This window comes from Zetaproteobacteria bacterium (assembly GCA_003696765.1).
Classification (GTDB): domain Bacteria; phylum Pseudomonadota; class Zetaproteobacteria; order Mariprofundales; family J009; genus RFFX01.
This window is the reverse complement of record RFFX01000068.1, coordinates 1-24,575: the sequence shown is the minus strand read 5'-3', so window position 1 is coordinate 24,575 and position 24,575 is coordinate 1. Positions and strand designations below refer to the sequence as shown.

At 67.2% G+C, this 24,575-nt stretch carries 24 protein-coding genes and 1 pseudogene; 18 read left to right on the top strand and 7 right to left on the bottom strand.

Going from position 1 to position 24,575, the window contains the following annotated elements:
- From D6682_06730 to D6682_06710, 5 genes are all read left to right on the top strand, one after another.
- A partial coding sequence (locus D6682_06730) for an aldo/keto reductase (protein RMH50537.1) occupies positions 1-138 on the top strand: 138 nt, incomplete at its 5' end.
- A gap of 84 nt (positions 139-222) precedes the next feature.
- Positions 223-801, top strand: coding sequence for a cytochrome b (locus tag D6682_06725; GenBank protein ID RMH50540.1), 579 nt, complete (start codon positions 223-225; stop codon positions 799-801).
- On the top strand, positions 798-1,397 hold the full coding sequence (locus tag D6682_06720) for a YceI family protein (protein ID RMH50536.1): 600 nt from the start codon (positions 798-800) through the stop codon (positions 1,395-1,397). The genes D6682_06725 and D6682_06720 overlap by 4 nt, the downstream gene beginning before the upstream one ends.
- Before the next feature lie 40 nt (positions 1,398-1,437).
- The gene (locus D6682_06715) at positions 1,438-1,677 is read left to right on the top strand and encodes a CDGSH iron-sulfur domain-containing protein (GenBank protein RMH50535.1); all 240 of its coding nucleotides are present in this window, start codon (positions 1,438-1,440) and stop codon (positions 1,675-1,677) included.
- 197 nt (positions 1,678-1,874) lie between these two features.
- On the top strand, positions 1,875-3,719 hold the full coding sequence (locus D6682_06710) for a dihydroxy-acid dehydratase (protein RMH50534.1): 1,845 nt from the start codon (positions 1,875-1,877) through the stop codon (positions 3,717-3,719).
- Positions 3,720-3,749: 30 nt separating this feature from the next.
- Here the strand turns inward: D6682_06710 and D6682_06705 are convergent, their stop codons facing one another.
- The gene (locus tag D6682_06705; GenBank protein ID RMH50539.1) at positions 3,750-4,475 is read right to left on the bottom strand and encodes a VacJ family lipoprotein; all 726 of its coding nucleotides are present in this window, start codon (positions 4,473-4,475) and stop codon (positions 3,750-3,752) included.
- Between the two features lie 209 nt (positions 4,476-4,684).
- On the opposite strand from D6682_06705, the gene D6682_06700 reads away from it, so the two are divergent.
- The 7 genes from D6682_06700 (at position 4,685) to D6682_06670 (ending at position 13,675) form a co-directional block, all read left to right on the top strand.
- Complete coding sequence (locus D6682_06700) at positions 4,685-5,722, top strand: rod shape-determining protein (GenBank protein RMH50533.1); 1,038 nt, start codon at positions 4,685-4,687, stop codon at positions 5,720-5,722.
- 124 nt (positions 5,723-5,846) lie between these two features.
- The gene (locus D6682_06695) at positions 5,847-6,647 is read left to right on the top strand and encodes a rod shape-determining protein MreC (GenBank protein RMH50532.1); all 801 of its coding nucleotides are present in this window, start codon (positions 5,847-5,849) and stop codon (positions 6,645-6,647) included.
- Positions 6,644-7,093, top strand: a complete 450-nt coding sequence (locus D6682_06690) for a hypothetical protein (protein ID RMH50531.1) — start codon at positions 6,644-6,646, stop codon at positions 7,091-7,093. Before D6682_06695 ends, D6682_06690 begins: the two co-directional genes overlap by 4 nt.
- Positions 7,094-7,252: 159 nt before the next feature.
- Entirely contained in the window at positions 7,253-9,061 is a 1,809-nt protein-coding gene (gene mrdA, locus D6682_06685; protein RMH50530.1) for a penicillin-binding protein 2, read from the top strand.
- The gene (gene rodA / locus D6682_06680; GenBank protein RMH50529.1) at positions 9,058-10,167 is read left to right on the top strand and encodes a rod shape-determining protein RodA; all 1,110 of its coding nucleotides are present in this window, start codon (positions 9,058-9,060) and stop codon (positions 10,165-10,167) included. Before mrdA ends, rodA begins: the two co-directional genes overlap by 4 nt.
- Positions 10,168-10,299: 132 nt before the next feature.
- Positions 10,300-12,564 carry an adenylate/guanylate cyclase domain-containing protein gene (locus D6682_06675; GenBank protein ID RMH50528.1) on the top strand — a complete coding sequence of 755 codons (2,265 nt, stop codon included), beginning with the start codon at positions 10,300-10,302 and terminating at the stop codon, positions 12,562-12,564.
- Between the two features lie 151 nt (positions 12,565-12,715).
- A complete protein-coding gene (locus tag D6682_06670; protein ID RMH50527.1) occupies positions 12,716-13,675 on the top strand; it encodes a deoxyribonuclease IV in 960 nt (319 codons plus the stop codon).
- On the opposite strand, the gene D6682_06665 is transcribed toward D6682_06670, so the two are convergent.
- The 6 genes and pseudogenes from D6682_06665 to D6682_06640 all read right to left on the bottom strand — a co-directional run bounded on the left by D6682_06665 (position 13,587) and on the right by D6682_06640 (position 18,961).
- Complete coding sequence (locus D6682_06665; protein RMH50526.1) at positions 13,587-14,153, bottom strand: shikimate kinase; 567 nt, start codon at positions 14,151-14,153, stop codon at positions 13,587-13,589. The two genes, D6682_06670 and D6682_06665, sit on opposite strands and share 89 nt — an antisense overlap.
- Positions 14,119-14,535, bottom strand: coding sequence for an outer membrane protein assembly factor BamE (locus D6682_06660; GenBank protein ID RMH50525.1), 417 nt, complete (start codon positions 14,533-14,535; stop codon positions 14,119-14,121). The genes D6682_06665 and D6682_06660 overlap by 35 nt, the downstream gene beginning before the upstream one ends.
- A complete protein-coding gene (gene rfaD / locus D6682_06655; GenBank protein ID RMH50524.1) occupies positions 14,460-15,425 on the bottom strand; it encodes an ADP-glyceromanno-heptose 6-epimerase in 966 nt (321 codons plus the stop codon). Before rfaD ends, D6682_06660 begins: the two co-directional genes overlap by 76 nt.
- 84 nt (positions 15,426-15,509) lie before the next feature.
- Positions 15,510-15,938 carry a hypothetical protein gene (locus D6682_06650; protein ID RMH50523.1) on the bottom strand — a complete coding sequence of 143 codons (429 nt, stop codon included), beginning with the start codon at positions 15,936-15,938 and terminating at the stop codon, positions 15,510-15,512.
- A 10-nt stretch (positions 15,939-15,948) separates the two neighbouring features.
- Complete coding sequence (locus D6682_06645; protein ID RMH50522.1) at positions 15,949-16,329, bottom strand: pentapeptide repeat-containing protein; 381 nt, start codon at positions 16,327-16,329, stop codon at positions 15,949-15,951.
- Positions 16,330-16,608: 279 nt separating this feature from the next.
- A pseudogene (locus D6682_06640) lies at positions 16,609-18,961 on the bottom strand (PBP1A family penicillin-binding protein).
- Here D6682_06640 and gspH point away from each other — a divergent pair.
- The 6 genes from gspH (at position 18,960) to D6682_06610 (ending at position 24,376) form a co-directional block, all read left to right on the top strand.
- The gene (gspH, locus tag D6682_06635; GenBank protein ID RMH50521.1) at positions 18,960-19,451 is read left to right on the top strand and encodes a type II secretion system protein GspH; all 492 of its coding nucleotides are present in this window, start codon (positions 18,960-18,962) and stop codon (positions 19,449-19,451) included. The pseudogene D6682_06640 and the gene gspH sit on opposite strands and share 2 nt — an antisense overlap.
- Positions 19,442-20,851 carry a prepilin-type N-terminal cleavage/methylation domain-containing protein gene (locus tag D6682_06630; GenBank protein ID RMH50520.1) on the top strand — a complete coding sequence of 470 codons (1,410 nt, stop codon included), beginning with the start codon at positions 19,442-19,444 and terminating at the stop codon, positions 20,849-20,851. Before gspH ends, D6682_06630 begins: the two co-directional genes overlap by 10 nt.
- On the top strand, positions 20,851-21,438 hold the full coding sequence (locus tag D6682_06625; protein ID RMH50519.1) for a prepilin-type N-terminal cleavage/methylation domain-containing protein: 588 nt from the start codon (positions 20,851-20,853) through the stop codon (positions 21,436-21,438). Before D6682_06630 ends, D6682_06625 begins: the two co-directional genes overlap by 1 nt.
- A gap of 11 nt (positions 21,439-21,449) precedes the next feature.
- On the top strand, positions 21,450-22,178 hold the full coding sequence (locus D6682_06620; protein RMH50518.1) for a hypothetical protein: 729 nt from the start codon (positions 21,450-21,452) through the stop codon (positions 22,176-22,178).
- Positions 22,179-22,436: 258 nt separating this feature from the next.
- Positions 22,437-23,051: a hypothetical protein gene (locus D6682_06615; protein RMH50517.1), complete on the top strand. Its 615-nt coding sequence runs from the start codon at positions 22,437-22,439 to the stop codon at positions 23,049-23,051.
- Positions 23,052-23,386: 335 nt separating this feature from the next.
- The gene (locus tag D6682_06610; GenBank protein RMH50538.1) at positions 23,387-24,376 is read left to right on the top strand and encodes a glycosyltransferase; all 990 of its coding nucleotides are present in this window, start codon (positions 23,387-23,389) and stop codon (positions 24,374-24,376) included.
- The last annotated feature ends 199 nt before the right edge of the window (positions 24,377-24,575 follow it).

Below are 24,575 nucleotides of genomic sequence, written 5' to 3'. Positions count from 1 at the left end.
GTCACCTCGGTGCTGATCGGGGCCACGACCATGGCCCAACTGGAACGCAACATCGCCAGCATCGATCTCCGGCTTCCCGCCGCCGTGCTGGACGGCATCGAGGCCATCCACCGCCGACATCCCAACCCGGCGCCGTAGCAGGGGGTATCCCCGGCCGGTGAAGAATGAACAAATCCGTTTGACATTCACCCGCCCGGGCCGCACCATTCGGGGATGGGCCTGCTGCCGCTGCGCAACAGCCGTCATGCCTACGGACTGGTCGCCATCCTGCTGCACTGGCTGATGGCGGTGGCCATCTTCGGCATGTTCGGCCTCGGGGTGTGGATGCGCACGCTCGGCTACTACGATCGCTGGTACCACGCCGCCCCCGAGCTGCACAAGTCGGTCGGCATGGTGCTACTGCTGGTGTTGCTGATCCGCTGGCTGTGGCGGTTGGCCAATCCGCTGCCGGAGCCGCGCGGTGCGCCGTGGGAATGCATCCTGGCGCGGCTGGTCCATCGGCTGCATTACCTGCTGCTCTTCGCGCTGATGGCCACCGGTTACCTGATTCCGACCGCGAAGGGGGCGGGCATCGCGTTGTTCGGCGTGGCCACCGTTCCGGCGTTGACCACGCTGGATGCGCACAGCGCCGACCTGATCGGCGCTATCCACCGCTATCTTGCATGGGCGGTGGTGGTGCTGGCAGGCTTTCATGCCGCAGCGGCGATGAAACACCACTGGATCAACCGCGACGACACTCTGTTGCGCATGTTGGGGCTGGCCCGACACCACGACACGACCACCGAGGAGGTATCACCATGAACAGAGCCTTACACCGCTTCTGGAAGCGCTGGATTCCGGCGCTGCTGCTGACCGCCGCCGTGAGCGCCACGGCCACGGCCGAGGAGTACGCCATCGACACCAAGGGGCAGCACGCCTTCATCCAGTTCAAGGTCAAGCATCTGGGCTACAGCTGGATTCTGGGCGGCTTCCGCAAGTTCGACGGCAGCTTCACTTTCGACGCCAACCATCCTGAGCACAACAAAGTGCGTGTGACCATCGACGCCGCCAGTATCGACACCAACCACGCCGAGCGTGACAAGCATCTGCGCAGCCCCGATTTCTTCGACGTGACGAAGTACCCCAAAATCACCTATGTCAGCACCGGTTATGAGGACCGCGGTGGTGGGCGCGGCGTGATCCACGGCAAGCTGACCCTGCGCGGCATCACCAAGCCGGTGGACATCGCAGTGCAGCAGATCGGCGCGGGCAAGGATCCGTGGGGCGGATTCCGCCGTGGTTTCGAGGGCCACGCTGTATTGCACCTGGCCGACTACAAGATGCCGTTTGCGCCCAAGCTCGGTCCGGTCTCCGACGAGGTGCGGCTGTTCTTCTCCATCGAAGGCGTCCGTCGGTGACGGGCCGAGATTTCCAACTGCCAATCCAGGGGGTTTGAACATGAGTGAAGAAGCAGTGATCGCGGCCAGGGAACCGGCCGTCATGGAGCTGGAGCCGGGCACCTACTACTGGTGCAGCTGCGGCAAGTCGGCCAATCAGCCGTTTTGCGACGGCGCCCATCAGGGGAGCAGCTTCACCCCGCAGCCGTTCGAGATCAGCGAGAAGCAGACCGTGGCGTTGTGCCAGTGCAAGCGGAGCAAGAATCCACCCTTCTGCGACGGGTCGCACGCCGCGCTTTGACGGTATCCTGACCGCGCAAATCTGAAGCTTGCGGACGCAAGCGAAGGATTGGTGAGGGGATCGAAGACCGCCCCCTTCGATCCCCGTCAAGCAAAACGTCCATGGAGGGACGTGTTGCGTTCCGATCAAGGCTGCCGTCTCTGGATTCGACCGTCGGGACCATCCACGCAAACAAGCAATAAGCCAAGGAGCCGCCCATGCCCGCCTATCGTTCCCGCACCTCCACCCACGGCCGCAACATGGCCGGCGCCCGCGCCCTGTGGCGCGCCACCGGCACCAGGGAGGAGGATTTCGGCAAGCCGATCATCGCCATCGCCAACTCCTTCACCCAGTTCGTCCCCGGCCATGTCCACCTCAAGGATCTCGGCCAGATGGTGGCGCGGGAGATCGAGGCAGCCGGCGGCGTGGCCAAGGAGTTCCACACCATCGCCATCGACGACGGCATCGCCATGGGCCACGGTGGCATGCTCTACTCGCTGCCCAGCCGCGAGATCATCGCCGATTCGGTCGAGTACATGTGCAACGCCCACTGCGCCGATGCGCTGGTGTGCATCTCCAACTGCGACAAGATCACCCCGGGGATGATGATGGCCGCGATGCGGCTCAACATCCCGGCGATCTTCGTCTCCGGCGGGCCGATGGAGGCGGGCAAGGCGACCATCGACGGCGAGGAGCGGAAGTTCGATCTGATCGATGCCATGATCGTCGCCGGGGACGACCGGGTGGACGACGCCACGGTGGCCGCCGTGGAGCGCGCCGCCTGCCCGACCTGCGGCTCCTGCTCGGGCATGTTCACCGCCAACTCGATGAACTGCCTGGCCGAGGCGCTGGGGCTGGCGCTGCCGGGCAACGGCACGCTGGTAGCCACCCATGCCGACCGCAGAGAACTCTTCCTGCGCGCGGCGCGCCAGATCGTGGCTAATGCCAAGGCGTGGTACGAACGGGAGGATCCATCGCACCTGCCGCGCTCCATCGGCAGCAAGGAGGCGTTCGAGAACGCGATGATGCTCGACATCGCCATGGGCGGCTCGACCAACACCGTGCTCCATCTGCTGGCCATCGCCCAGGAGGCGGGGGTCGACTTCACCATGGCCGACATCGACCGTCTCTCCCGCCGGGTACCCAACCTGTGCAAGGTCGCCCCCTCCACCCGACTCTACCACCTGGAGGATGTCCACCGCGCCGGTGGCGTCTACGCCATCCTGGGCGAGCTGGACCGCGCCGGCCTGCTGCATCGCGATGTGGAGACGGTCTCCGGGCCGCTGGCCGAGGGGCTGCGCAAGTGGGATGTGACCCATGGCGATGCGGAGGCGAAGCGCTTCTACCGCGCCGCCCCCGGCAACCGCCCCAATCTGGAACCCTTCTCGCAGGATGCGCGCTACGAGACGCTCGATCTCGACCGTACGGGCGGCTGCATCCGCGACCGCGAGCACGCCTATTCGCAGGATGGGGGGCTGGCCGTGCTCTACGGCAATATCGCCGAGCGCGGCTGCATCGTCAAAACCGCCGGCGTCGACCCTTCGATCCTCACCTTCACCGGCCGGGCACGCATCTTCGAAAGCCAGGAGGCGGCGGTGGAAGCGATCCTGGGCAATGAGATCGTCGCCGGCGACGTGGTGGTGATCCGCTACGAGGGGCCGCGCGGCGGGCCGGGGATGCAGGAGATGCTCTACCCGACCAGCTACCTCAAATCGAAGGGGTTGGGCAAGGCGTGCGCGCTGATCACCGACGGCCGCTTCTCCGGCGGCACCTCCGGGTTGTCGATCGGCCACATCTCGCCGGAGGCGGCCGAAGGAGGGGCCATCGCCCTGATCGAGGAGGGCGACACCATCGCCATCGACATCCCGCAACGGACGATCACGCTGATGGTCGACGACGCCACGCTCGCCGCCCGCCGCCGCGCGATGGAGGCGAAGGGGGCGGACGCCTGGCGGCCGCTGGCACGCGATCGTGTGGTCTCCAAGTCGCTGCTCGCCTATGCGGCGATGACCACCAGCGCCGACCGCGGCGGCGTGCGCATGCTGCCTGCATCAGAGGGTTAACCCGCCCGCCGTCGGGGCGGTGGCGGGCGGTCAGCCGTCGCCGCCATCCTCCTCCCAGTCGTCCTCCTCCCAGTCGTCCCGGGCGGGCCGGTGCGGCGGTGCGCCGTCGTAGATCAGGTATTCGCGATGCTGGCGCCACGCCTCGCGGGTGAAGATGTAGGGATCAAGCGCCATCTCGTCACGCAGGTTGGCCGCCTCGAACAGCCGATAGCGCTTGTCGATCGCCTTGAGCACGGTCAGCGGCACGGTCACCGACGGCGCGGCGTAGAGCGAAAGCCAGAAGAGCACGTCGGTGGCGGTGGCGGTGATGAAATCGGGCGTGTTGCGGTAGGAATTGGGGCCGAAGAAGGGGTAGACGATATAGCCACCCTGCGGCACCCCCCAGACGGCCAACGTCTGCCCCAGATCCTCGTCGTGCTTGACCAGACCGATCCCGCTGGCCGGATCGAACAGCCCGCCCACCCCCAGGGTGGTGTTGACCAGGAAGCGGAGAAGGTCGGCGCCCCCCTGCCTCCCCTTGCCCTGCAGGAAGTCGTTGAGCACCACGTTCATGTAGGTGCTGTTGTCGAAGAAGTTGCTCACGATGGTGCGGATCGGCCCGGGCGTCACCCGGCCGTACCCGCGTGCGGTCGGCTCCAGGGTGAGCTTGTCGATCACCGTGTTGAACCTGTCGGAGAGCCGATTGACCGGCTCGAGCGGATCGTACTGGTTCTGCGCGGTGGCGCAGCCGCCCAGCCAGCAGAGCAGGAACAGCATCGCCGCCCGCCACACGGCGCGACACGAGGATCCGCCCGGGGATCCACCCGGCCACCGGTGGGAGATCGTCCGCATCGGGCCAAGGCTGAAACAACCGCCCGCATTGTCAAAAAGCGCGCCGCCGGGCGCTTTACAACACAGGGAGAGAAACTAACCTCGCCCCGTCCCGTGCAGCACGGTACGATCCCACCACCACGCTCGAGGGCCGTATGCTCCAATCCCTTTTCGGCTTCTTCTCCCGCGACATCTCCATCGATCTGGGCACCGCCAACACGCTGATCTACGTCCGCGGCGAAGGCATCGTGCTCAACGAACCCTCGGTGGTCGCCGTACACAACGGCGACGCCCGCCATCCGCGCAAGGTGCTGGCGGTCGGCGCCGACGCCAAGCAGATGCTCGGCCGCACCCCGGCGTCGATCGAGGCGATCCGCCCGCTCAAGGATGGCGTGATCGCCGATTTCGTGGTCACCGAGGAGATGCTCAAGCAGTTCCTGCGCAAGGTGCACAAGCGTAGCTGGGGGATCGCCCCGCGCATCGTCATCTGCATCCCCTACGGTTCGACCCAGGTGGAACGGCGCGCCATCCGCGAGTCGGCGCTCTCCGCCGGCGCGCGCGAGGTCTTCCTGATCGAGGAGCCGATGGCCGCCTCCATCGGCGCCGGCCTGCCGGTGACCGAGGCCTCCGGCTCGCTGGTGGTCGACATCGGCGGCGGCACCAGCGAGATCGCGGTGATCAGCTACGGCGGGATCGTCTACTCACGCTCGGTGCGGGTGGGGGGCGACAAGATGGACGACGCCATCGTCAACCACCTGCGGCGCAAATACAGCCTGCTGATCGGCCAGTCGACCGCGGAGAAGCTGAAGATCGAGATCGGCAGCGCCTATCCGATGGAGGAGCGGCGGCAGGTCGAGGTCAAGGGGCGCGATTTGATCAACGGTGTGCCGAAAAACCTCCTGCTCGACGACAGCGAGGTGCTGGAGGCGATCAGCGAGCCGGTCAACGCCATCGTCGAGGGGGTACGGGTCTGCCTGGAGCGGACCCCTCCGGAGCTGGCCGCAGACATCGTCGACCAGGGGATCATGCTCACCGGCGGCGGGGCGTTGCTGCGCGGGCTCGACCAGCTGCTGCGCGAGGAGACGGGCTTGCCGGTGACCGTCGCCGACGAACCGCTCAACTGTGTGGTGCTCGGCAGCGGCATGGTGCTGGAGGAGCTCGACCGAATGAAAGGGGTGCTCTACGACGAGTGAGGCGCGGCAGCGCCGCCTGATCCTGCCGCATGACAAGCCCGCAGAAGGCCGGCGCCGGAAGATCGCTCCGCCCTGATCCGCAGCCCGTGAACAGCCTTGTCGGCGCGATGCGGAGCGCCACCCCATGAGGCGGCTCCACCCCCTTCTGCCCGCAGGCATCCTCCTCACCCTGCTGCTGCTCTACCACCTCCTGCCGCAGGGAGCGCTGCTGCTGCGGATCGCACCGCTGGTCGACGCCCTGCAACAACCGATACGGCTGGTCGAACGGCTCCACCTATGGTGGCAGCGCCAGGAGCGGCTGATCGTACTGCTGCAGCGCAGCCGCGAAGCGCAGCGACAACGTGCCGCGCTGATGGGGGAGCTGCACCACCTGCGGCAGGAAAACCGGGCGCTGCGCCGGCTGCTGGCGCTCCCCCCGCTCGACGGGTACCGCTGGATCACCGCCCACGCCCTGGCCTACTCCCCCGACGCATCCCATCGTCGCCTGCTGATCGACGCCAGGGGAGTGGCCGTCGACGACACCGTGGTCACCTCCGACGGACTGGTCGGGCTGGTGAGCGAGGCCCATGCGGGCTTCGCCGTGGTACGCACCATCCTCGATGGATCGCTGGCCGTTCCGGTGACCGACCGGAGCGGGAGGCTGCACGCCCTGCTGCGCGGCGACCGCGACGCCCTGCACGTCGAGCTGGCCGACCGGACGCAGCAACCCGCCGTCGGGGAACTGCTCTACACCAGCGGCGCAGGCGACCTGCTCCCCTCGGGGATCCCGGCGGCACGCATCACCTCCGTGCGCCCGATTCCCGGCTCCATGTTCATCGACATCCGTGCCCGACCGACGGGTCGCTGGCCGTCCCACCGCTGGCTGGCCGTCGCCCACCGCATCGCCCCGCCTCCGCGCTCCACAGGCCGCACCCCGCCGCCATGACCCCCCTCCTCCCGGCGCTGCCGGCGCTGGCCGGTATCCTGCTCAATCTGATCACCCCGCCGACGATCGTCGTCCCCGATTGGGGCTGGGCGGTGGCGGTCGCCGCCCTCGCCGCCCGCCGCCACCACTGGCTGTGGGCACTCCCCCTGCTGCTGCTCCACGATCTGCTGCTCTACCAGGAAGCGCGCCCCCTCCTCCTTCCCGCCGTCGCGATCGGGCTGCTCCTGGTGCTGTACATCGACCGGCAGAGCGGCCCCGCCCTGCCCCAGCGGCTACTCATGGTGATCGTGGCCGCCACGCCCCTGGCCGCGGAGGGATGGTCCCCGCGCGCCATCGCCCTGTCGCTGCTCTTCGCCATTCCCCTATGGCACGGAATCCGCGACCGGGAGCACACCGGGCAACGGGGGGCGCCACCGCCCTCTCCGGCGCCCGACGCCATCGAATGATGGTTTCGCAAGAAACCATCATCGCGGCCATGGAGGGCCGCGCAAATCAAGAGCTTGCGTAAGCAAGCGATGGATTTGTAAGGGAATCGAAGAGCGCGCCCTTCGATTCCCGTCAAGCAAAAAGTCCATGGAGGGACTTTTTTGCCATTCCATCATCCGATGAAACCGCCACAGGAGCAACGCCGGCTGCGCAAGGGCTTCATCCTCCGGCTGTGGGTCGCCGCCGGCGCGATGGCGCTGTTGCTGCTGCTGCTCTGCGGGCGACTGCTCTATCTGCAGTGGATGCAGCATGCCGGCCTGTTGCTCGAATCGGATCGCAACCGCATGGACATCCTGCCCGAGCTGCCGGTGCGCGGCCGTATCCTCGACCGCAACGGTGTGGTGCTGGCCGACAACCGGCCGGGCTACCGGCTGGAGCTGATCCCGGAACGGGTGGAGCGGCTCGATGCCACCCTGAACTACCTCGCCGGGGCGCTGCACTGGTCGGAGCGGCGCCTGAAGAGGATCCGCCGGCGGATCGCCCGCAGCCGCCCCGACCGTCCGGTCCTGCTGCAGGACAAGCTCTCCTGGCCCGAGGCCGCCCCCATCGCCAGCCGCCAGCACCACTGGCCCGGCATCCAGGTGACCGCATCCAGCCTGCGGGTCTATCCCCTCGGCCCCCTCACCGCCCACGCCGTCGGCTACCTCGCCGTCGCCAGCGCCGAGGATCTGCGCCGCGGCTACCACAGCGGAGAGTATGTCGGGCGCAGCGGTGTGGAGCGCACCATGGAGCAGCGACTGCGCGGCAAACCGGGCTACCGCATCGAAGAGGTCGACGCCCACGGCCGCCGCCTGCGCACCCTGCTGCGCACCCCGCCACAGGATGGGCGGGATCTGCGGCTCAGCATCGATCTCCGGCTGCAGCAGACCGCCGCCCACGCACTGGGCGGGCGTACCGGCGCGGTGGTGGTGCTCGAGGTGGAGAGCGGCCGCCTGCTGGTGCTGCTCAGCAAGCCGGGGTTCGATCCCAACGCCTTCATCACCGGGATGACCCCGACAGCCTGGCGGAGGCTGCGGGACGATCCCCGCAACCCGCTGCTCGACCGTGCCATCCAGGCCGCCTATCCGCCGGCCTCGACCATGAAGCTGATCACCGCCATCTCCGGGCTGGAACATCACATTCCGCTGGCACGCGCCACCGACCAGTGCAGCGGCCACATCGAGCTCGCCGACCGCACCCTGCGCTGCTGGAAGAAGAGCGGCCACGGCACCATCAACCTGACCCGGGCGATCGCCGAATCGTGCGACATCTATTTCTACCACCTCGGCGAGGCGCTGGGCATCTCCCGCATGCGCCAGACGGCGCAGGAGTGGGGGCTCGGCGCCCCCACCGGAGTGGAACTGCCGGCGGAGGCCCGCGGCTACTTCCCCGGCGCCACGCCCCGGATGGCCCGCCGCCGCTGGTATCAGGGCGAGACGATGATCACCGCCATCGGCCAGGGGCGGGTGACCGCCACCCCGATCCAGATCGCCCGGCTGGCCGCGGCCATCGCCAACGGCGGCAAGCTGCTGCGCCCCACCCTGCTGGCCGATTCCGCACCGCAGATCGTCCGCCGCATCGCCATCGATCCACGTCATCTCCGTTATGTGCGTCGCGCCATGCACCGTGTGGTCTCCGCTCCGCACGGCACCGCCCACACGGCCTTCCTCGGCGCGCGGATCGTCGTCGCGGGGAAAACCGGCACCGCCCAGGTGGTACACACCCGGCGCGACGCCCGCGGTAAACCGCGCCGCGGCACCGTCCGTTTCGCGGAGCGCGACCACGCCTGGTTCATGGGATTCGCCCCCTTCGATGCTCCGCGCATCGCCTTCGCCATCTTCATCGAACACGGCGGCCACGGCGGCAGCGCCGCGGCACCGGTGGCCCGGGCGATCGTCGACCGCTACTTCCGCGACCACCCGGGGCTGCCCGGACGGAAGGCACGATGACGACGCGCACGATCCTCCGGCCCGACCCCTGGCTGCTGCCGCCGCTGCTCATACTGGCGCTGGTGGGGCTGGCCACCCTCTATTCGGCCGTCCATCAGGGAGATCACGCCATCTGGTGGCGCCAGCTCCTCTTCTGGGTGGTCGGGCTGACGGCGATGGGGTGTGCCGCCATGGTGCCGCTGCGGATGATCGCGCTGGCGGTCTGGCCGGCGTTCCTCCTCTCCATGCTGTTGCTGGCCCTGGTGCCATGGATCGGGGATCTCCACATGGGCGCGCGCCGCTGGCTGGTGCTCGGCCCGCTGCGGCTGCAGCCCTCAGAGCTGGTCAAATGGACGTTGGCCATGATGCTCGCCTGGTGGTTCGCCGGCCGCCCGGCAGACGAGCCGCACACGCTGTGGCTGCCCACGCTGGCGATCGCGGCGGCGGTGGCGCTGGTGATTGGCCAGCCCGACCTCGGCACCGCGTTGGTCATCCTGATGGAGGGGATGGCCATGCTGCTCCTGAGCGGATTCCGCTGGCGCTGGCTGCTCGGGCTGATCGCGGCCAGCCCGTTTTGTCTGTGGCTGTTGTGGAACAACATGCACGACTATCAACGGCAGCGGGTGCGCACCTTCCTCGACCCGCAGAGCGACCCGCTCGGCGCCGGCTACCATGTGATCCAGTCGACCATCGCCATCGGCTCCGGCGGCATCGCCGGCAAGGGATTCCTCCACGGAACCCAGGACCGGCTCCACTTCCTGCCGGAACAGCACACCGACTTCATCTTCGCCGTGCTTGCCGAAGAGGGGGGGCTGATCGCCTCCCTGCTGCTGCTGTCACTCTACGCATGGATCATCGTCCGCATCCTGATCATCGCCGCCCGCGCCCACACCCGCTTCGGCGCGCTACTCTGCGGCGGGGTGGCGGCGATCTTCTTCATCTACGTCTTCGTCAACATCGGTATGGTCTGTGGACTGTTGCCGGTGGTCGGGGTACCGTTGCCCTTCGTCAGCTACGGTGGATCGGCGCTGATCACCATGCTGACCGCGCTCGGCGTCGTCATGCGCGTGGCGGCCGAATCACGCGGCCGCATCCCATGGCAGCGGCCCGGCAACCCGCTGGCCTAACCGGCGCGCAAGGAGCGGATCCGGATGCACCCCGATGAGACACCCCCTCTGCGATGCCCGCCCGGGCCGGACCACCGCCATCGCGGATGGCGCGTGCATGGGTGACGGATCGGCGCGACGGGTGCCTCCCCCATGCTGAAGCGTGTCACCGAGTTCATCGAGCGGTACGAGCGGTGGCTCGGCATGCCGCTGGTGGTGGTGATGGCCGTCGTCGCGCTGCTGCTCGCCCTGATGCAACCCGACTTCCTGGAGAACATCGAACGCAGGACGCTGGATGAGCGCTTCGTGTTGCGCGGGCCGATTCCACACGATCCGCACATCGTCGTCCTGGCGATCGACAACGCCTCGGTGACCGAGGTGGGGCGTTGGCCCTGGTCGCGTGACAAGATCGCGGCCATCGTCGACCGCGTGCTCGGTCAGTACGGCGCCAAAGCGCTCGGCTTCGACATCATCTTCTCGGAGCAACAGCGCAACCCGCTGACCGAGGCGCTGCGCATGATGCAGCAGAGTCAGCAGATCGACCCCTACGCCGCGGCGTGGCTCGTCCGGCACCAGCCGCTGGGCGACGTCGACGGGGCGCTGGAGGCGGTCTTCACCAAATACCACGACAAGATCGCCGCCGGCTACTTCTTCTACAGCAGCGACGACGACGCCCCCGAGGCGGCCAAAAGGAAGCTGGAGGACGAGATGTGGATCGCCTCGGCCTCCGCCTTCACTTCCGACATCGCCAAGGGTGGGGCGGCGATGATTCCGCGCATCGCGGCGATCGAGGGCAACCTGCAGCGCTTCTCGTCGGTGGTCGATGCCGAAGGGTTCTTCAACTTCTTCCCCGATCAGGACGGCATGGTGCGCAAGGTGCCGCTGATGGCCCAGCGCGACGGGCTGGTACTGCCCAACCTCGGCATGCAGACCCTCTCCATCTACCTCGATCACGCGCCGATGAAGGTCTCCGCCGATGTAACCGGCGTCACCCGGGTATCGCTCGGCGACCACATCATCCCCACCGATGCCAGCGGCGCCATGCTGCTCAACCACTACGGCCCGGGCATGACCTTCACCCACGTGCCGGCGGCCGACGTGCTGGCCGGGAGGGCCGACCCGTCGCTGTTCAAGGATGCGCTGGTGCTCTTCGGCGCCACCGCCATCGGCATCTTCGACATGCGGCCCACCCCGTTCGACGAGAAGTTCCCCGGGGTGGAGAACCACGCCGCCGCCATCAACAACATCCTGCACGACGAGGCGATCGAACGCCCCGCATGGCTGGAGGTCAACGAGCTGGCCGCCACCTTTATCCTCAGCCTGCTGCTCGGCTGGCTGGTGCGCCGGCGCAGCGCCATCTTCCAGAGCGGCGTGATCATCGTCGTGCCGGCGCTGATCGCATGGGGGGCCTTCTACGCCTTCACCGCCCACCATCTGTGGGTCAAGGTGACCTACCTGATCCTCGGCGTGCTGATGACCACCGTGCCCACCACCCTGCTGGAATATGTGGTCGAGGCGGGCAAGCGTTCCTTCATCACCGAGGCCTTCTCCCGTTATCTGGCCCCCGAACTGGTTGAGAGCCTGGCCAAGAATCCCGACATGCTGCAGCTGGGCGGGGAGGAGCGGGTGCTGACCGCCTTCTTCTCCGACATCGCCTCCTTCTCCACCTTCTCGGAGCAGATGACCCCGACGCAGCTGGTCGCCTTCCTCAACGAGTACCTCTCGGCGATGAGCAACATCATCCTCGATCGCGGCGGCACCATCGACAAGTACGAGGGTGATGCGGTGATCGCCTTCTTCGGCGCCCCGATTCCGATGGAGGATCACGCCTACCAGTGCACCATGGCGGCGCTGGAGCAGCAGTGGGCGCTCAAGGAGATGCGCGGGAAGTGGCGCACCGCGGGGCTGCCGGAGGTCAACGTCCGCATCGGGCTGAACAGCGGCCCGATGGTGGTGGGCAACATGGGGGCGGAGAGCCGCATGAACTACACCATGATGGGCGACCACGTGAACCTGGCCGCCCGGCTGGAGGGGGTGGCCAAGCAATACCGGGTGCCGATCCTGATCAGCGACAACACCCACGCGATGATCGCCGACCGCATCTTCTGCCGCTTCATCGACCGGGTCCGGGTGGTGGGCCGTTCCACCCCGGTGGACCTGTTGCAGCCGATCGCCGAGCAGGACCGGGTCGACCCGGAGGAGGTGGCGCGCGACGAGCGCTACCGGAAGGCATGGGAGCTGATGCAACAACGCGACTTCGCCGCGGCGCTGGCCGCCTTCGAAGAGATGGATCGGCACTGGCCGCCGCAGGGGCCGCAGGACGGCCTCTACCAGGTGATGATCGCACGGGTTCGCGCCCTGCTGCAGCATCCTCCGCCCGACGATTGGGACGGGGTGCACAACCTGACCAGCAAGTAGCAGGAGCGAGGCGGCCACGGAGGGCCGCACGAGAGAAGGATCCCGACGGCGTATGCAGGCCGACCGTTCGGGTCGTGCGTGCGGCCGGAACATCGCGCTTGTCGATCGCCCTCGGGCCGACCGTCCATGGAGGAAGCTGCGGGATGGAAACATGAAACACGTAGGAGCCCATGTCAGCGCCGCGGGAGGGGTGGAGCAGGCACCGCTCAACGCCGCCCGGATCGGTGCCGACGCCTTCGCGCTCTTCACCAAGAACCAGCGCCAGTGGAAGGCGGCGCCGCTTACCGCCGCCTCGATCGACGCCTTCCACGCCAACATGGAGCTGACGGGCATCGATCCACGCCACGTGCTGCCGCACGACAGCTACCTGATCAACCTCGGCCACCCCGACCCGGCGGCACGGCAGAAGTCCCGCGACGCCTTCCTCGACGAACTGGAGCGCTGCCGCCAGCTGGGCCTGCCGCTGCTCAACTTTCATCCCGGCAGCCACCTGCGCAAGATCAGCGAGGAGGAGTGCCTGGCGCTGATCGCCGAATCGATCAACTGGTCGCTGGAACGCTGCGACGGCGTCACGGCGGTGATCGAGAACACCGCCGGCCAGGGGAGCAACCTCGGCTACCGCTTCGAGCACCTGGCCGAGATCATCGCACGGGTGGAGGACAAATCACGCGTCGGGGTCTGCATCGACACCTGCCACACCTTCACCGCCGGTTACGACCTGCGCACGGCCGAGGATTGCCGCGCCACCTTCGACGCCTTCGACCGAATCGTCGGCTTCGGCTACCTACGGGGCATGCACCTCAACGGCAGCAAGGCCGCCTTCGGCTCGCGTGTCGACCGCCACCATTCGCTCGAACAGGGGCATCTGGGGCTGGAGGTGTTCCGCTTCATCATGAACGACCCCCGTTTTGACGACATGCCGCTGATCCTGGAGACGATCGATCCGGAGATCTGGCCGGAGGAGATCCGCCTGCTGCGCAGCCTCGCCTCCGACGGAACGAAACGGGGGGGGAAGGGTCCCGTCACCCCCCCCGACCGACCGGCTCCAGCTCCAGCCGACGGAGGATCTCCGCGACGATCGCCTTCTTCTTCATCCCTTCCCGATCGATGACGAGATCGGCGCAGGCGGCGTAGAGCGGATCGCGCCGCTCCGCCAGCCGCTGCAGGGTCGTTAGCGCATCGCCGTCGGCGACCAGCGGGCGGTTGCGGTCTCCGGCGATGCGGGCGGCGAGAAAGGGGGGGGAGGCTCTCAGCCAGACCACCGGCCGCCGCGCCTGGCGCAACAGGCGGCGGTTGGCCTCTCGCTCGACCACCCCGCCGCCGGTGGCGATCACCGCCGGCTCTTGCAGCACCCGGGTCAGCGCCTCCTGCTCCAGCGCACGAAACGCGGCTTCCCCATCGCGGGCGAAGAGCTCCGGGATGGTCATCCCGGCACGGCGCACGATCTCGTCGTCGAGATCGATCAGCGGAGAGCCGAGTGCCCGGGCCAGCCGACGCCCGATGCTGCTCTTGCCGCAGCCCATCAGGCCGATGAGCACGGGAAGGCCGGGACGGCTACTGCTCTGCCCGACCGCGATCCCCTCCCTCATCGCCCATCTCCCGGATGATGCGGGCCACGCGCAGCGACTTGTCGTAGATCACCACCACCCGGCGGTTGCGCAACGTGCCGGTCGCCTCATCTTCGTAGGACTGGACGTAGACCGCCCGGTTCGGATGGAGCCGATCCTCGAGCACGGGTGTGCCGAGCAGCGTCTCCACACGAAAGCGTGTGTCGCCGACCGCGATCGCCGACACCTTCGCCGCATCCAGCACGTTGCCCTGCTGCACCGGTGTCTTGATGCAGGCAACGGGCAGCAGCGACAGCCCCGCGATCAGCAGACGGCGCAGCGACGCACTCATACGCCGCACGGCGCGCAACGCCCCTGCCCCAGCATCGCCACGTAGTCGGCGACACCCTCCTCGAGCGACCATTTCGGCCGCCAGCCGAGCAGCTCCACCGTCGGCGCGATATCGGCCTCGGTGTGGTTCTGGTAGAAGCGGTACGGATTGTCGAAATACTCCACCTCGACGTCGACCCCCATGCTCGCGCACAGGGCCTCCACCACCTCGTTGAAGCAGCGCGACCGGCCCGAGCCGATGTTGCACACCCCCGATCGCGGCGCGGCGAGCGCCGCCAGGTTGGCCGCCACCACGTCACGGATGTAGACGAAGTCGCGCCGCTGCTCGCCGTACTTGAACAGTCGCGGCCGGCGCCCCTCCCGGATCTGCCGGTAGAGCTGCAGGATCATCGAGGCGGTCTTGTTGCCTTCACGTTCGTTCTTGTGGTGTTCGCCCGGGCCGTAGACGTTGAAATAGCGCAGACCGATGACCACCGACGGATGGCGGTCGTACCAGCGGGCCGCAATACGATCCATGGCCAGCTTGGAGAAGCCGTAGATGTTCTCCGGCTCCTCACCCGTACCAACGCGGTTGGGCGCCGGAGTGTTGCCGTACACCCCGGCGGAGGAGGCGTAGATCAGGCGGGTGGAGGAGCGGGCGGTCGCCTCGAGCAGCCGGGCGAAGGCGTTGGTGTTGACCTCGATCATGCGCCGCTGGTCCATCACCGTGGTGTCGGTGATCGCCGCCTCGTGGAACACCGCCGTAAAGCGACCGTCGGCGATCTCCTGCAACAGCCCGGCATCGTCGCAATCGGCGGCGCGCAGCTCGCAGTCGAACGGACGCAGGTTGCGCCAGTCGCCCGAGGAGAAGTCGTCGACCACCACCACATCGGTGTTGCCGCGGGCCGTCAGCGCCGCCACCAGATTGGACCCGATGAACCCGGCACCGCCGGTCACCAGGAAGGTTTCACCTGTCCCTTGCATCCTTCACACCACAGCGCAACCAGTCCGTCCGTGGACGTTTTGCCCGACCCTTCCGGCCGCGGCTGCCGGTTTCTTGCGAAACCATCATCCAACACCCCCCATCGCGCGCCACTCCCGCTGCATACGGGCCAATGCCTCCACCGTGGCATCGTTGCAGACGGGATAGCCCGTGCGGAGATGGATCCGCGCCACCACCTCCGCCGCCGACAGACGCCGCAGATCCTCCGCGCTCAGACCGCTTTCGGCCATCAGGCGGGCGATCCAGCTCCCCAAACCGGGCAGGGCGGCGATCTCCACCGCCCGGATCAGCTCCGCGCAGCGCTCCGGATCGATCTGCCCGCCGGTGGCCCGGGAGAGCGCCTCCGGGTCCTCCCCGGCCAGCGATGGAAGCGGGCGGCAGAGCAGACGCAGGATCACCTCCTCCCGTGGGCTGCAGAGCGGACGCTCCTCATGCAACGGAAAGGAGGCGCGCGCCGCCTCTTTCTCCCCGCCCCTCGCGGTCCGGGAGGTCATCGTGCCGGGATCACGCCCCCACAGGGGCGCTGTCGCCGGCGATCCAGGCGTGTTTGAGCGCCCATTTGTCCAGCCGACACCCCAACCGGATCGCGCCGGTGAGGTTGGCCCGACGCAGCCGGGCGCCGGAGAGGTCGGCCCCGCTCAGATTGGCGTAGCGCAGATCGGCATCGCGCAGATCGGCACCGCGCAGATCGGCCCCCTGCAGATTGCAGCGGGTGAGATCGGCCCCACGCAGATCGGCGCCGTGCAGATCGCACCCGGCCAAATCGGCACCGGCCAGCCGTGCGTTGCCAAGAGGTGCGCCATGGAGATCGAGACCGGCGAGCGACCGACCGGAGAGCTCCGCACCGGCGGCCAGCGCGGCGATCACTGATGCTCTATCCGACATGATCAGACCGCAAAAACGTCCGTCCGTGGACGCGTTGCTCGACGGGAATCGAAGCGCACACCACCCGCCTCGTCAAGCAACACGTCCACGGACGCGATGATGGTTTCTTGCGAAACCATCACAGGCGATGAAATCGCAAAACGTCCGTCCGTGGACGTTTTGCTCGACGGGAATCGAAGAGCGCGATCTTCGATTCCCGTACAAAACCGTCGCTTGCATACGCAAGCTTCGGCCTTTGCGCGACCGTCCTGGTCGCGATGATGGTTTCTTGCGAAACCATCACAGATCGGACTGGAGGAAGCCGTCGTGGCCCTCCCCGCCCCCCTCCTCCCCACCCGCCTCCGCCTCGGGCGCGGTCCCGATACGGAAGGCCTCAAGGAAGGGGTGGGGGGTCTGCTCCGTGGCCCGCTTGCCGCTCTTGGGGTCGATCGCCACCCACTCCACCCCGGGAGGGGGAACGAAATCGCGCTTGGGCAGGCCGCGATGAAACGCCTGCATCGCACGCAGCCAGATGGGAAGCGCGGCCCGGGCGCCGGTCTCATGCCGCCCCATGCTCGTCGGGGTGTCGCGGCCGGTCCAGACGCCGGTGAGGATCTGCGGCGTGAAGCCCATGAACCAGGCATCCACCTGCTTGTTGGTGGTGCCGGTCTTGCCGGCGGCGGGCCGATGGAGCGCCCGGGCGCGGCGTCCCGTGCCACGCTCGATTACCCCTTTCATCATGTTGGTGATCAGGAAGGCGTCGACGCGGTCGAAGAGCTGCTCCGCCGGCCTCATCTCCGGCGTCACCGCAAGCACCGGATCGGCGTGACAGACCTGACAGCGGAAGCCGGCCAGCGCCCGGTAGAGCGTCCTGCCGTTGCGATCCTGCACCTGACGAATGGTCACCGGACGCCACTTGCGCCCCCCCTTGGCCAACACCGCATAGGCGCGGGTAAGCGCCTCCAGCGTCACTTCGGTCGCCCCCAGAGCCAGCGAGAGCTGAGCCGGGAAGTCGCGGTCGAACGGCAACTGCGCCAGTTTGGCGCGGAAGCGTTCCACACCGATCTGCTGCAGCACCTTGACCGCCACCAGATTGCGCGAATGCTCCAGCGCGTTGCGCAGGGTGACCGGCCCGGCGAAGCGGTTGCGGTAGTTCTCCGGCCGCCAGAACTGCTCCGCCGACTGCTGGGCGAAGACCAGCGGGGTATCCATCTCGATCGTCGCCGGGGTCAACCCTTGCTCGAGCGCGGTGGCATAGAGCAGCGGCTTGAAGGCGCTGCCTGGCTGACGCCTGGCCTGGCTGACCCGGTCGAACCCGCCGAATCTGTAGTCGAAGCCGCCGACCCGCGCCAGCACGGTGCCGTCACGCAGATCGAGGCTGTAGAGCGCCGCCTGCACCGACGGGTACTGGGTCAGCCGCACCCCCCCCTTCGCCGTTCCCTGCAGCCAGACCTCATCCCCCACCCGCCATGTACGCGGCGCATCGTCAGCCGGCTGCTGCATCCCATCCGCCTCGGGCTTCTGCCACTGCCAATGGACGGGAGGCAACCGCCAGCGATGCACGCCGTCATGCACCTCCATCCCGCCATCGTCATCGATGCGCACAACCAGCGCCGGGGCCAACTCCCACGGCTGCGGCACCCCATCCTCTCCCCAGGGGGGCGCCGCCGCCCATCGGCGCAACATCCCGTCGCGCTGCTCCGGCGGCAGATGTTCGGGCGGGCGATAGAACTGGCGCTGCTCGATCTCCAGCACCCCCTCGCGCACCGCCCGCCTGGCGGCACGCTCGGCCTCGTCACGATAGGGAACCAGCACCGTCAGCCCCTGCCGACGCAGGGTGTTGCGGCCGAAACGCCGCTCCAGCGCCTGCAGGATGGCGTGGCCGTAAGCGTTGTCGAGCCGGTTTCGCGGCACCGGCGCCAGGTGGATCGGCTCCCGCTGCGCTCTGGCCACCTCCTCGGGGGAGGCAAAGCCGTCGGCGGCCATCTGCCGCAACACCCAGTTGCGCCGCGCGACCGCCCGCACCGGGGTTGATGTGCGGCGCATACCGGCCGGGGGCCTTGGGCAGGCCGGCGAGCAGTGCACACTCCGCCAGGGTCAGCTCGTCGAGTCGCTTGCCGAAATAGCGCCATGCGGCGGAGGCCACCCCGTAGGCACCGCGGCCGAGATAGATCTGGTTGAGATAGAGATAGAGGATCTCGTCTTTGCTCAATCGGTGCTCGATCCGCTCGGCCAGGATGAGCTCGCGGATCTTTCGGCTGTAGGAGCGCTCGGAGGTGAGCAGAAAGTTCTTGGCCACCTGCTGGGTGATGGTCGAGCCCCCCTGCACGGTGCGCCCGGCCTTGAAGTTGGCCACGGCGGCGGCGAAGATCCTCGCCGGGTTGATCCCCGGATGCTGATAGAAGTGGGCATCCTCCGCGGCGAGGAAGGCGCGCCGCAGGCGGAGCGGAATGCGCGCCAGCGGGGTGAGGATGCGGTGTTCGTCGGCATATTCGGCCAGCAGCTCGCCGCGGTCGTTGAAGACGCGGCTGACCAGCGGCGGCTGGTAATCGGCCAGCCTGGTCAACTGCGGCAGGTTGCGCGAAAAGTAGAGGTAACCTATTGTGACGGCCGTCACAGTCAGCAACAGGACGACCACCGTGAATTTGACCATGGACAACAGCCACTTCATCGCGCCAACACTACGGCGACCCGTTCGCCGGTGGCAAGCGGGTTTCTCGCTGGTCGAGATGGTGGTCGCCCTGGCCGTGGTCGGCATCATCGCCGGCGTCGCCGTCCCCGCCTACCAGAGCCTGCGCGCTCGGATGAACCTCTCCGGCGCCACCAACACCCTGATGTCCCATCTCAAGCAGGCGCGCCACCTGGCCGTCTCCGAAAGCCGCTCGGTGGCGGTGGCCATCGACAGCGGCAGCTATACCTTCGATCCCTACGGCAGCAAGAAACGGGTGGTCGACATGAACAGCTTCGGCGGCACCATCGCCCTCTCCACCACCGGCAGCCTGACCGGCGGGGTGACCTTCTCCAGCCGCGGCACCGTCAAAGCGGGCAGCATCACCCTCTCCGACGGCACGCGCTGCCGGAAGCTGACCCTCAACGTCATCGGCCGCGTCTACGAAGCCACCCCTCCTTCGCCATGCCCGTGACGCACAGCCGCGGCTTCAGCCTGGCCGAGGTGATGGTCGCCATGGTCATCGCCTCCGTCGGGGTGCTCGCCGTCTCACAGGGCACGATCTCTTCGCTCGGCAACGACACCCTGGCGCGCGAGCGGATCGCCGCCACCCACCTGGCGATGGACGTGATCGAGAGCTGGCAGGCATCGAGCAGCGACACCCTGCCGGCGCTCGAATGCACCAACGGCACCATCACGCTGACCACCAGCGGCAGCCAGACCTGCACCATGATCTCCAAGGAGGTGCAGACCCTCTTCACCATCACCATCTCCACGGCGAACATGCAGGCGCCGCTGCAGCCGGCCCTCTCCGGCAGCCCTACCACCGCCGATCTCTACGCCGGCCTGCGCATCGGGGCGCTGCTGGTGGACAAGAACGACAACACCCACCTCTACGCCGGAACAGGGGGCTACGGCATCTTCGAAAGCAACGACTCCGGTGCCACCTGGAGCCGGATCAACCCCACCGGCTACACCACCATCAACGACCTGACCCAGTACGACAGCAGCGCCACCGTGGTGGTGGCGGGCAGCGACAGCTACGCCATGGCCAACACCGATTGGGGGGGATCGTGGCAGCAGATCCCGGGCAGTGGCAGCACGGCGCTGCCGAGCGAAGCCAACGTACTGAGTGTGGCCACCGACAGCAGCGGCACCCTCTACGCCGGGCTCGACGTCTACACCAATGTCAACTACGGCGGCGTCTTCAAGAGCCTGGATAGCGGCGTCTCATGGAGCAGCGTGCTGGGCAGCAACAGCGACCCCTACACCGTCTACGCCCTGGTCGCCGCCAGCGACGGCTACACCTACGCCGGCACCGATCAGGGCATCCGCTTCACCACCGACGGCGGCAGCAGCTGGTCGACCATGGCCACCGCCCCGGCCGGTTCGACCGACGTCTATGCGCTCGCCTACGACAGCGGATCGGGCACACTGCTCGCCGGCACCAGCGACGGCATCTCCACCACCACCGACCACGGTGCCAGCTGGAACCACACCGACCATGCCAACGCCAACGGCAAGAAGATCCTGGACATCGCTATCGACAGCAACGGCAAGGTGGTCGCCGCCACCGCCCGGGACGGCGTCTATGTGGAGCTGTGCAGCTCCAACAACTTCCCCGCCGCCGGCCTCGACTACAAGCCTGACCTGCGGGTCTACAGCGTCGCCGTCAAGGCGGACGGTTCGGTGGTCTATGCCGGCACCGACCGGGGCCTGTTCAAGCTGGATACCACCGACTGCGCCGCCGGCTGGAGCCGCAGCGATGACGGCATCGGCCTCTATCCCAAGGAGAAGATCGTGACGGTCACCTGGGATCACAAACAGACGAGCCATTCGGTGGTGCTGACCCACGCCACGGAGAAGCCCTACTGATGTCCGGCGGCATCGCGGCCGTAGGGCGGCGCATGCAGCGGCGGGTGGAAACGGCCACGCCACCCGCCGCCGGCTTCACCCTGGTGGAGCTGCTGGCATCGATGGTGATCGGCCTGGTGGTGATCGCCGGCGTCGTCGGCCTCTTCGTCTCGCAGAGCAAGGTCAACAGCGAGGAGCGCAGCCGGCTGGAGATGATCGCCGACCTGCAGCTTGCCGGACAGATCATCCGCTCGGAGCTGCGCCTGGCCAAGGATGTCTACACCCACTGCTCCGGCAAGGTATTCTACCAGCCGATGGACTCCACCAGCGATTTTCCGCCGGTCGACTGCAACACGCTGCAGGCCGACAACGGCTGGTTCAAGCTGGGGTGCAGCAGCACCAGCGGCTGCATCTGCTGGGATCGGCCGAACGAATCCGACGGCTGCCAGGAGCTGATCCGCAACATCGATCCCACCATCGGCCTGCAGGCGCAATCCGACGGCTACGGCTCCTACCAGATCGATCTTTACGGCAGCTACACCGACCGCGACCGTCAGAGCCACTTGCTCACCACCCGCATCACCGTCTGGCCGAGGAACCAGCAGTGAACCATCCCTCCATGCTCCTCCCCGCCGCCCGCCAGCACGGCTTCGTCCTCCTGACGGTGCTGATCCTCCTGGCGCTGCTCTCACTGCTGGGCATGGCCCAGCTCTACCGCAGCATCACCGTCCAGCAGGAGAGCACCGCTTCGGTCAAGAGCCAGCAGGCGGCCTACTACGCCGAAACCGCCATCTCCTACATCCGATGGGGCTGGGCCAACGACGCCGATTTCGACGACGGCAATCCCGGCGCCGCGGACGATCAGCAGCTCGGGGATCGCGAGGAGTGGCTCACGGCGGTGACCAATCCGACCGGCGTGATCGCCTACTGGGACAACGGAGCCGACAACAGCACCGCCACCGACCGCGCCGTCTTCTGGGACAGCAGCAACTGCCTGCCGGTGAGCAGTGCGGCGGACTACTGCAACCCCGACCTGTCGGCCATCACCACCGACCTGCAGAGCCGGCTGAACGGCTATATCAAGCTGGAGATCGACCAGATCACGGGCATCATCACCCCATCACTGGAAACCGGCGGTGCGGTGCCGACCAACGGCGCCGTCGTCTGGGTCACCGCCGGAGACGAGAACAAGGACTACCATGTGGACAACAACCCGTGCACTCCACCGGCGACCACCTACGGCTGCTACAACGACGGCAGCCAAGATGTGCGCTACCACGTCGTCGCCTACGGTCTGGGCTTCGTCGACGGCAAGCCGCTCCACCTGATGCGCGCGGTGATCCGATGAAGGGAACCGCGCGCGTCCGGAATCGATTGACATCCTTGCAACGACGGGAAATCATGCACCGCTCGCCACAAACTGCACGCAGGTGCCCTCCCGGGTGTGATGTGGAACACAGCATCCCCACCCCGCCGCTGGCAGGGTAAACGCCATCGCATCGACCCGACGTCCATACGCCGCCGTCGGGCAAATGCCATCACAATCGGGCCCCGACCGGTCGTTTCCGAACCGGGTCGGACAAACACAGAGAAAAGGAGAACCGTCATGACCTCATCAACCTCATCCGCCACCCTGCTCGGCCGCATCCTGACGGCGCTGATGCTCGTCCTGTCGCTGGGCGTCACCCCGGCGCTCGCCGACGACAAGAAGGACGACAAGGACAAGACCGGCAACGAAGTGAAATCTGACAACAAGTCCAGCTGGGAGGAGGTGAGCGACAGCAGCGAGCTGATCGTCAGCGAAAACTGCATCGCCTTCACCCAGGCCGCATCCTATGAGGGGTCGCTGAAGAACTTCGAAAACGAGCTGGAAAACAAGTCCAAGGAGAAGAAGGACAAAGCCGACGAAGACAAGAAGGACTACGAAGAGCTGGAGAACAAGGCGCACGATGCCGGAGACTCCGTCAACGAAGAAAAATACGGCAAGCTGAAGAACGAGGCCAACAAAGCCAAGGACGAGGCCAAGAAGTCCGAGGACGAGCACAAGTCCAAGAAGGACGAGCACAAGGACAAGCAGGAGAAGTACAGCGAGAGCAAGATCCCGTCCGGAGCCACCGCCTGCAAGACCCCGGATGGAGCGCTGGGCTTCCTGCCGAGCAGCGCCGCCGGCAGCAAGGGAACCCCCATGAAGAAGGCGCTGCGCGAGATCTTCGGCCAGTAGCCCCGCCCGCCGCACTGCGGAGAAGCCCTTCCTCGTGGAGGGCTTCTTCGTTTTGACGGCTTCGCAAGAAACCATTATCGCGGCGTTGGCGTGCCGAGCGAATCAAGAGCTTGCGTAAGCAAGCGATGGATTTGTAATGGAATCGAGGACCGCGCTCTTCGATCCCCGTGAAGCGAAAAAGTCCACGGAGGGACTTTTTGCGATTCCATCCGTTGCAACGGCCCTGCAGGCGCCGGCGCCGCGGCCATGGAGGAGGGCCGCGCGCTTCAATCGTCGTCAGACAAAAATCCATGGACGGACCTGTTGCGATGGGATCCATTCCGACCTCCGCCACGATGTGTAGCTGCCACCTCTCCATCGTCGTCCCGCTGTTCGATGAGCAGGAGAATGTCGCGCCGCTGGTCGCCGAGGTGGAGGCGGCACTGACCGGCATCGACTACGAGCTCATCCTGATCGACGACGGCTCGCATGATTCCACCTTCACCGCCATGCAGCGGGCACGGCGGCACCACCCGCGTCTGCGCCTGCTGCGCATGGCGCGCAACTTCGGCCAGACCGCGGCGATGATGGCCGGCTTCGATGCCGCCCGTGGCCGTTATGTCGCCTATATGGACGGCGATCTGCAGACCGACCCGGCCGACATCCCCCGGCTGCTGGAACGGCTGCAACGCGACCGGCTCGATCTGGTCAACGGCTGGCGCCGACGGCGCGCCGACGATGCGCTCACCCGCACGCTCCCGTCGCGCATGGCCAACGCCCTGATCCGCCGACTGCTCGGCATCGATCTGCACGACCACGGCTGCCCGCTGAAGGTGATGCGCGCCGAAACCGCGAAGGCGCTGCGCCTCTACGGCGAACAACACCGCATGCTGCCGGCCATCGCCGCCATCCGCGGCGCGCGCATCGGCGAGATGGAGGTGCACCACCGCCCCCGCATCCACGGCCGGAGCAAATACGGGCTTGGCCGTACCGTCCGGGTGCTGATCGACCTGCTGCTGGTCGCCTTTTTCCAACGCTTCACCGACCGACCACTGCAGCTCTTCGGCGGGCTGGGGCTGCTCGCCGGCACCACCGGCCTGGCCATCGACGGCTGGCTGACGGTGGAGAAGCTGCTCTTCGGCGTCCATCTGGCCGGCCGGCCGCTGCTCCAGCTCGGTTCACTGCTCATCGTCAGCGGCATCCTGCTCTTCGGCATCGGCCTGATCCTCGAGCTGCAGATACGCACCTACTATGAATCGACCGGCGCGCGCTGCTACGCCCTGCGCGAGAATGACGACGAGGGGGAGGAGCGGGAGGATGCGCACAGCAGCGACTCCGATGTCTGATGGTTTCGCAAGAAACCACCATCGCAGCGTTGGCGTGCCGTGCAAATCCGAAGCTTGCGAAGGCAAGCGAAGGATTTGTAAGGGGATCGAAGAGCGCGCCCGTCGAGCCCCGTCAAGCAAAAAGTCCACGGATGGATTTTTTGCGATCTGATCATGCCTGACCGCCCCGGCGGCGGCACGAGGGCGCTGCAGCCGCTGG

Coding starts and splice junctions, on each gene's coding strand:
- D6682_06720 (RMH50536.1), top strand. CDS start 798: ATGAACAGAGCCTTACACCGCTTCTGGAAGCGCTGGATTCCGGCGCTG.
- D6682_06715 (RMH50535.1), top strand. CDS start 1,438: ATGAGTGAAGAAGCAGTGATCGCGGCCAGGGAACCGGCCGTCATGGAG.
- D6682_06710 (RMH50534.1), top strand. CDS start 1,875: ATGCCCGCCTATCGTTCCCGCACCTCCACCCACGGCCGCAACATGGCC.
- D6682_06705 (RMH50539.1), bottom strand. CDS start 4,475: ATGCTGTTCCTGCTCTGCTGGCTGGGCGGCTGCGCCACCGCGCAGAAC.
- D6682_06700 (RMH50533.1), top strand. CDS start 4,685: ATGCTCCAATCCCTTTTCGGCTTCTTCTCCCGCGACATCTCCATCGAT.
- D6682_06695 (RMH50532.1), top strand. CDS start 5,847: ATGAGGCGGCTCCACCCCCTTCTGCCCGCAGGCATCCTCCTCACCCTG.
- D6682_06690 (RMH50531.1), top strand. CDS start 6,644: ATGACCCCCCTCCTCCCGGCGCTGCCGGCGCTGGCCGGTATCCTGCTC.
- mrdA (RMH50530.1), top strand. CDS start 7,253: ATGAAACCGCCACAGGAGCAACGCCGGCTGCGCAAGGGCTTCATCCTC.
- rodA (RMH50529.1), top strand. CDS start 9,058: ATGACGACGCGCACGATCCTCCGGCCCGACCCCTGGCTGCTGCCGCCG.
- D6682_06675 (RMH50528.1), top strand. CDS start 10,300: ATGCTGAAGCGTGTCACCGAGTTCATCGAGCGGTACGAGCGGTGGCTC.
- D6682_06670 (RMH50527.1), top strand. CDS start 12,716: ATGAAACACGTAGGAGCCCATGTCAGCGCCGCGGGAGGGGTGGAGCAG.
- D6682_06665 (RMH50526.1), bottom strand. CDS start 14,153: ATGAGGGAGGGGATCGCGGTCGGGCAGAGCAGTAGCCGTCCCGGCCTT.
- D6682_06660 (RMH50525.1), bottom strand. CDS start 14,535: ATGGTCGCTCGAGGAGGGTGTCGCCGACTACGTGGCGATGCTGGGGCA.
- rfaD (RMH50524.1), bottom strand. CDS start 15,425: ATGCAAGGGACAGGTGAAACCTTCCTGGTGACCGGCGGTGCCGGGTTC.
- D6682_06650 (RMH50523.1), bottom strand. CDS start 15,938: ATGACCTCCCGGACCGCGAGGGGCGGGGAGAAAGAGGCGGCGCGCGCC.
- D6682_06645 (RMH50522.1), bottom strand. CDS start 16,329: ATGTCGGATAGAGCATCAGTGATCGCCGCGCTGGCCGCCGGTGCGGAG.
- gspH (RMH50521.1), top strand. CDS start 18,960: ATGGACAACAGCCACTTCATCGCGCCAACACTACGGCGACCCGTTCGC.
- D6682_06630 (RMH50520.1), top strand. CDS start 19,442: ATGCCCGTGACGCACAGCCGCGGCTTCAGCCTGGCCGAGGTGATGGTC.
- D6682_06625 (RMH50519.1), top strand. CDS start 20,851: ATGTCCGGCGGCATCGCGGCCGTAGGGCGGCGCATGCAGCGGCGGGTG.
- D6682_06620 (RMH50518.1), top strand. CDS start 21,450: ATGCTCCTCCCCGCCGCCCGCCAGCACGGCTTCGTCCTCCTGACGGTG.
- D6682_06615 (RMH50517.1), top strand. CDS start 22,437: ATGACCTCATCAACCTCATCCGCCACCCTGCTCGGCCGCATCCTGACG.
- D6682_06610 (RMH50538.1), top strand. CDS start 23,387: ATGTGTAGCTGCCACCTCTCCATCGTCGTCCCGCTGTTCGATGAGCAG.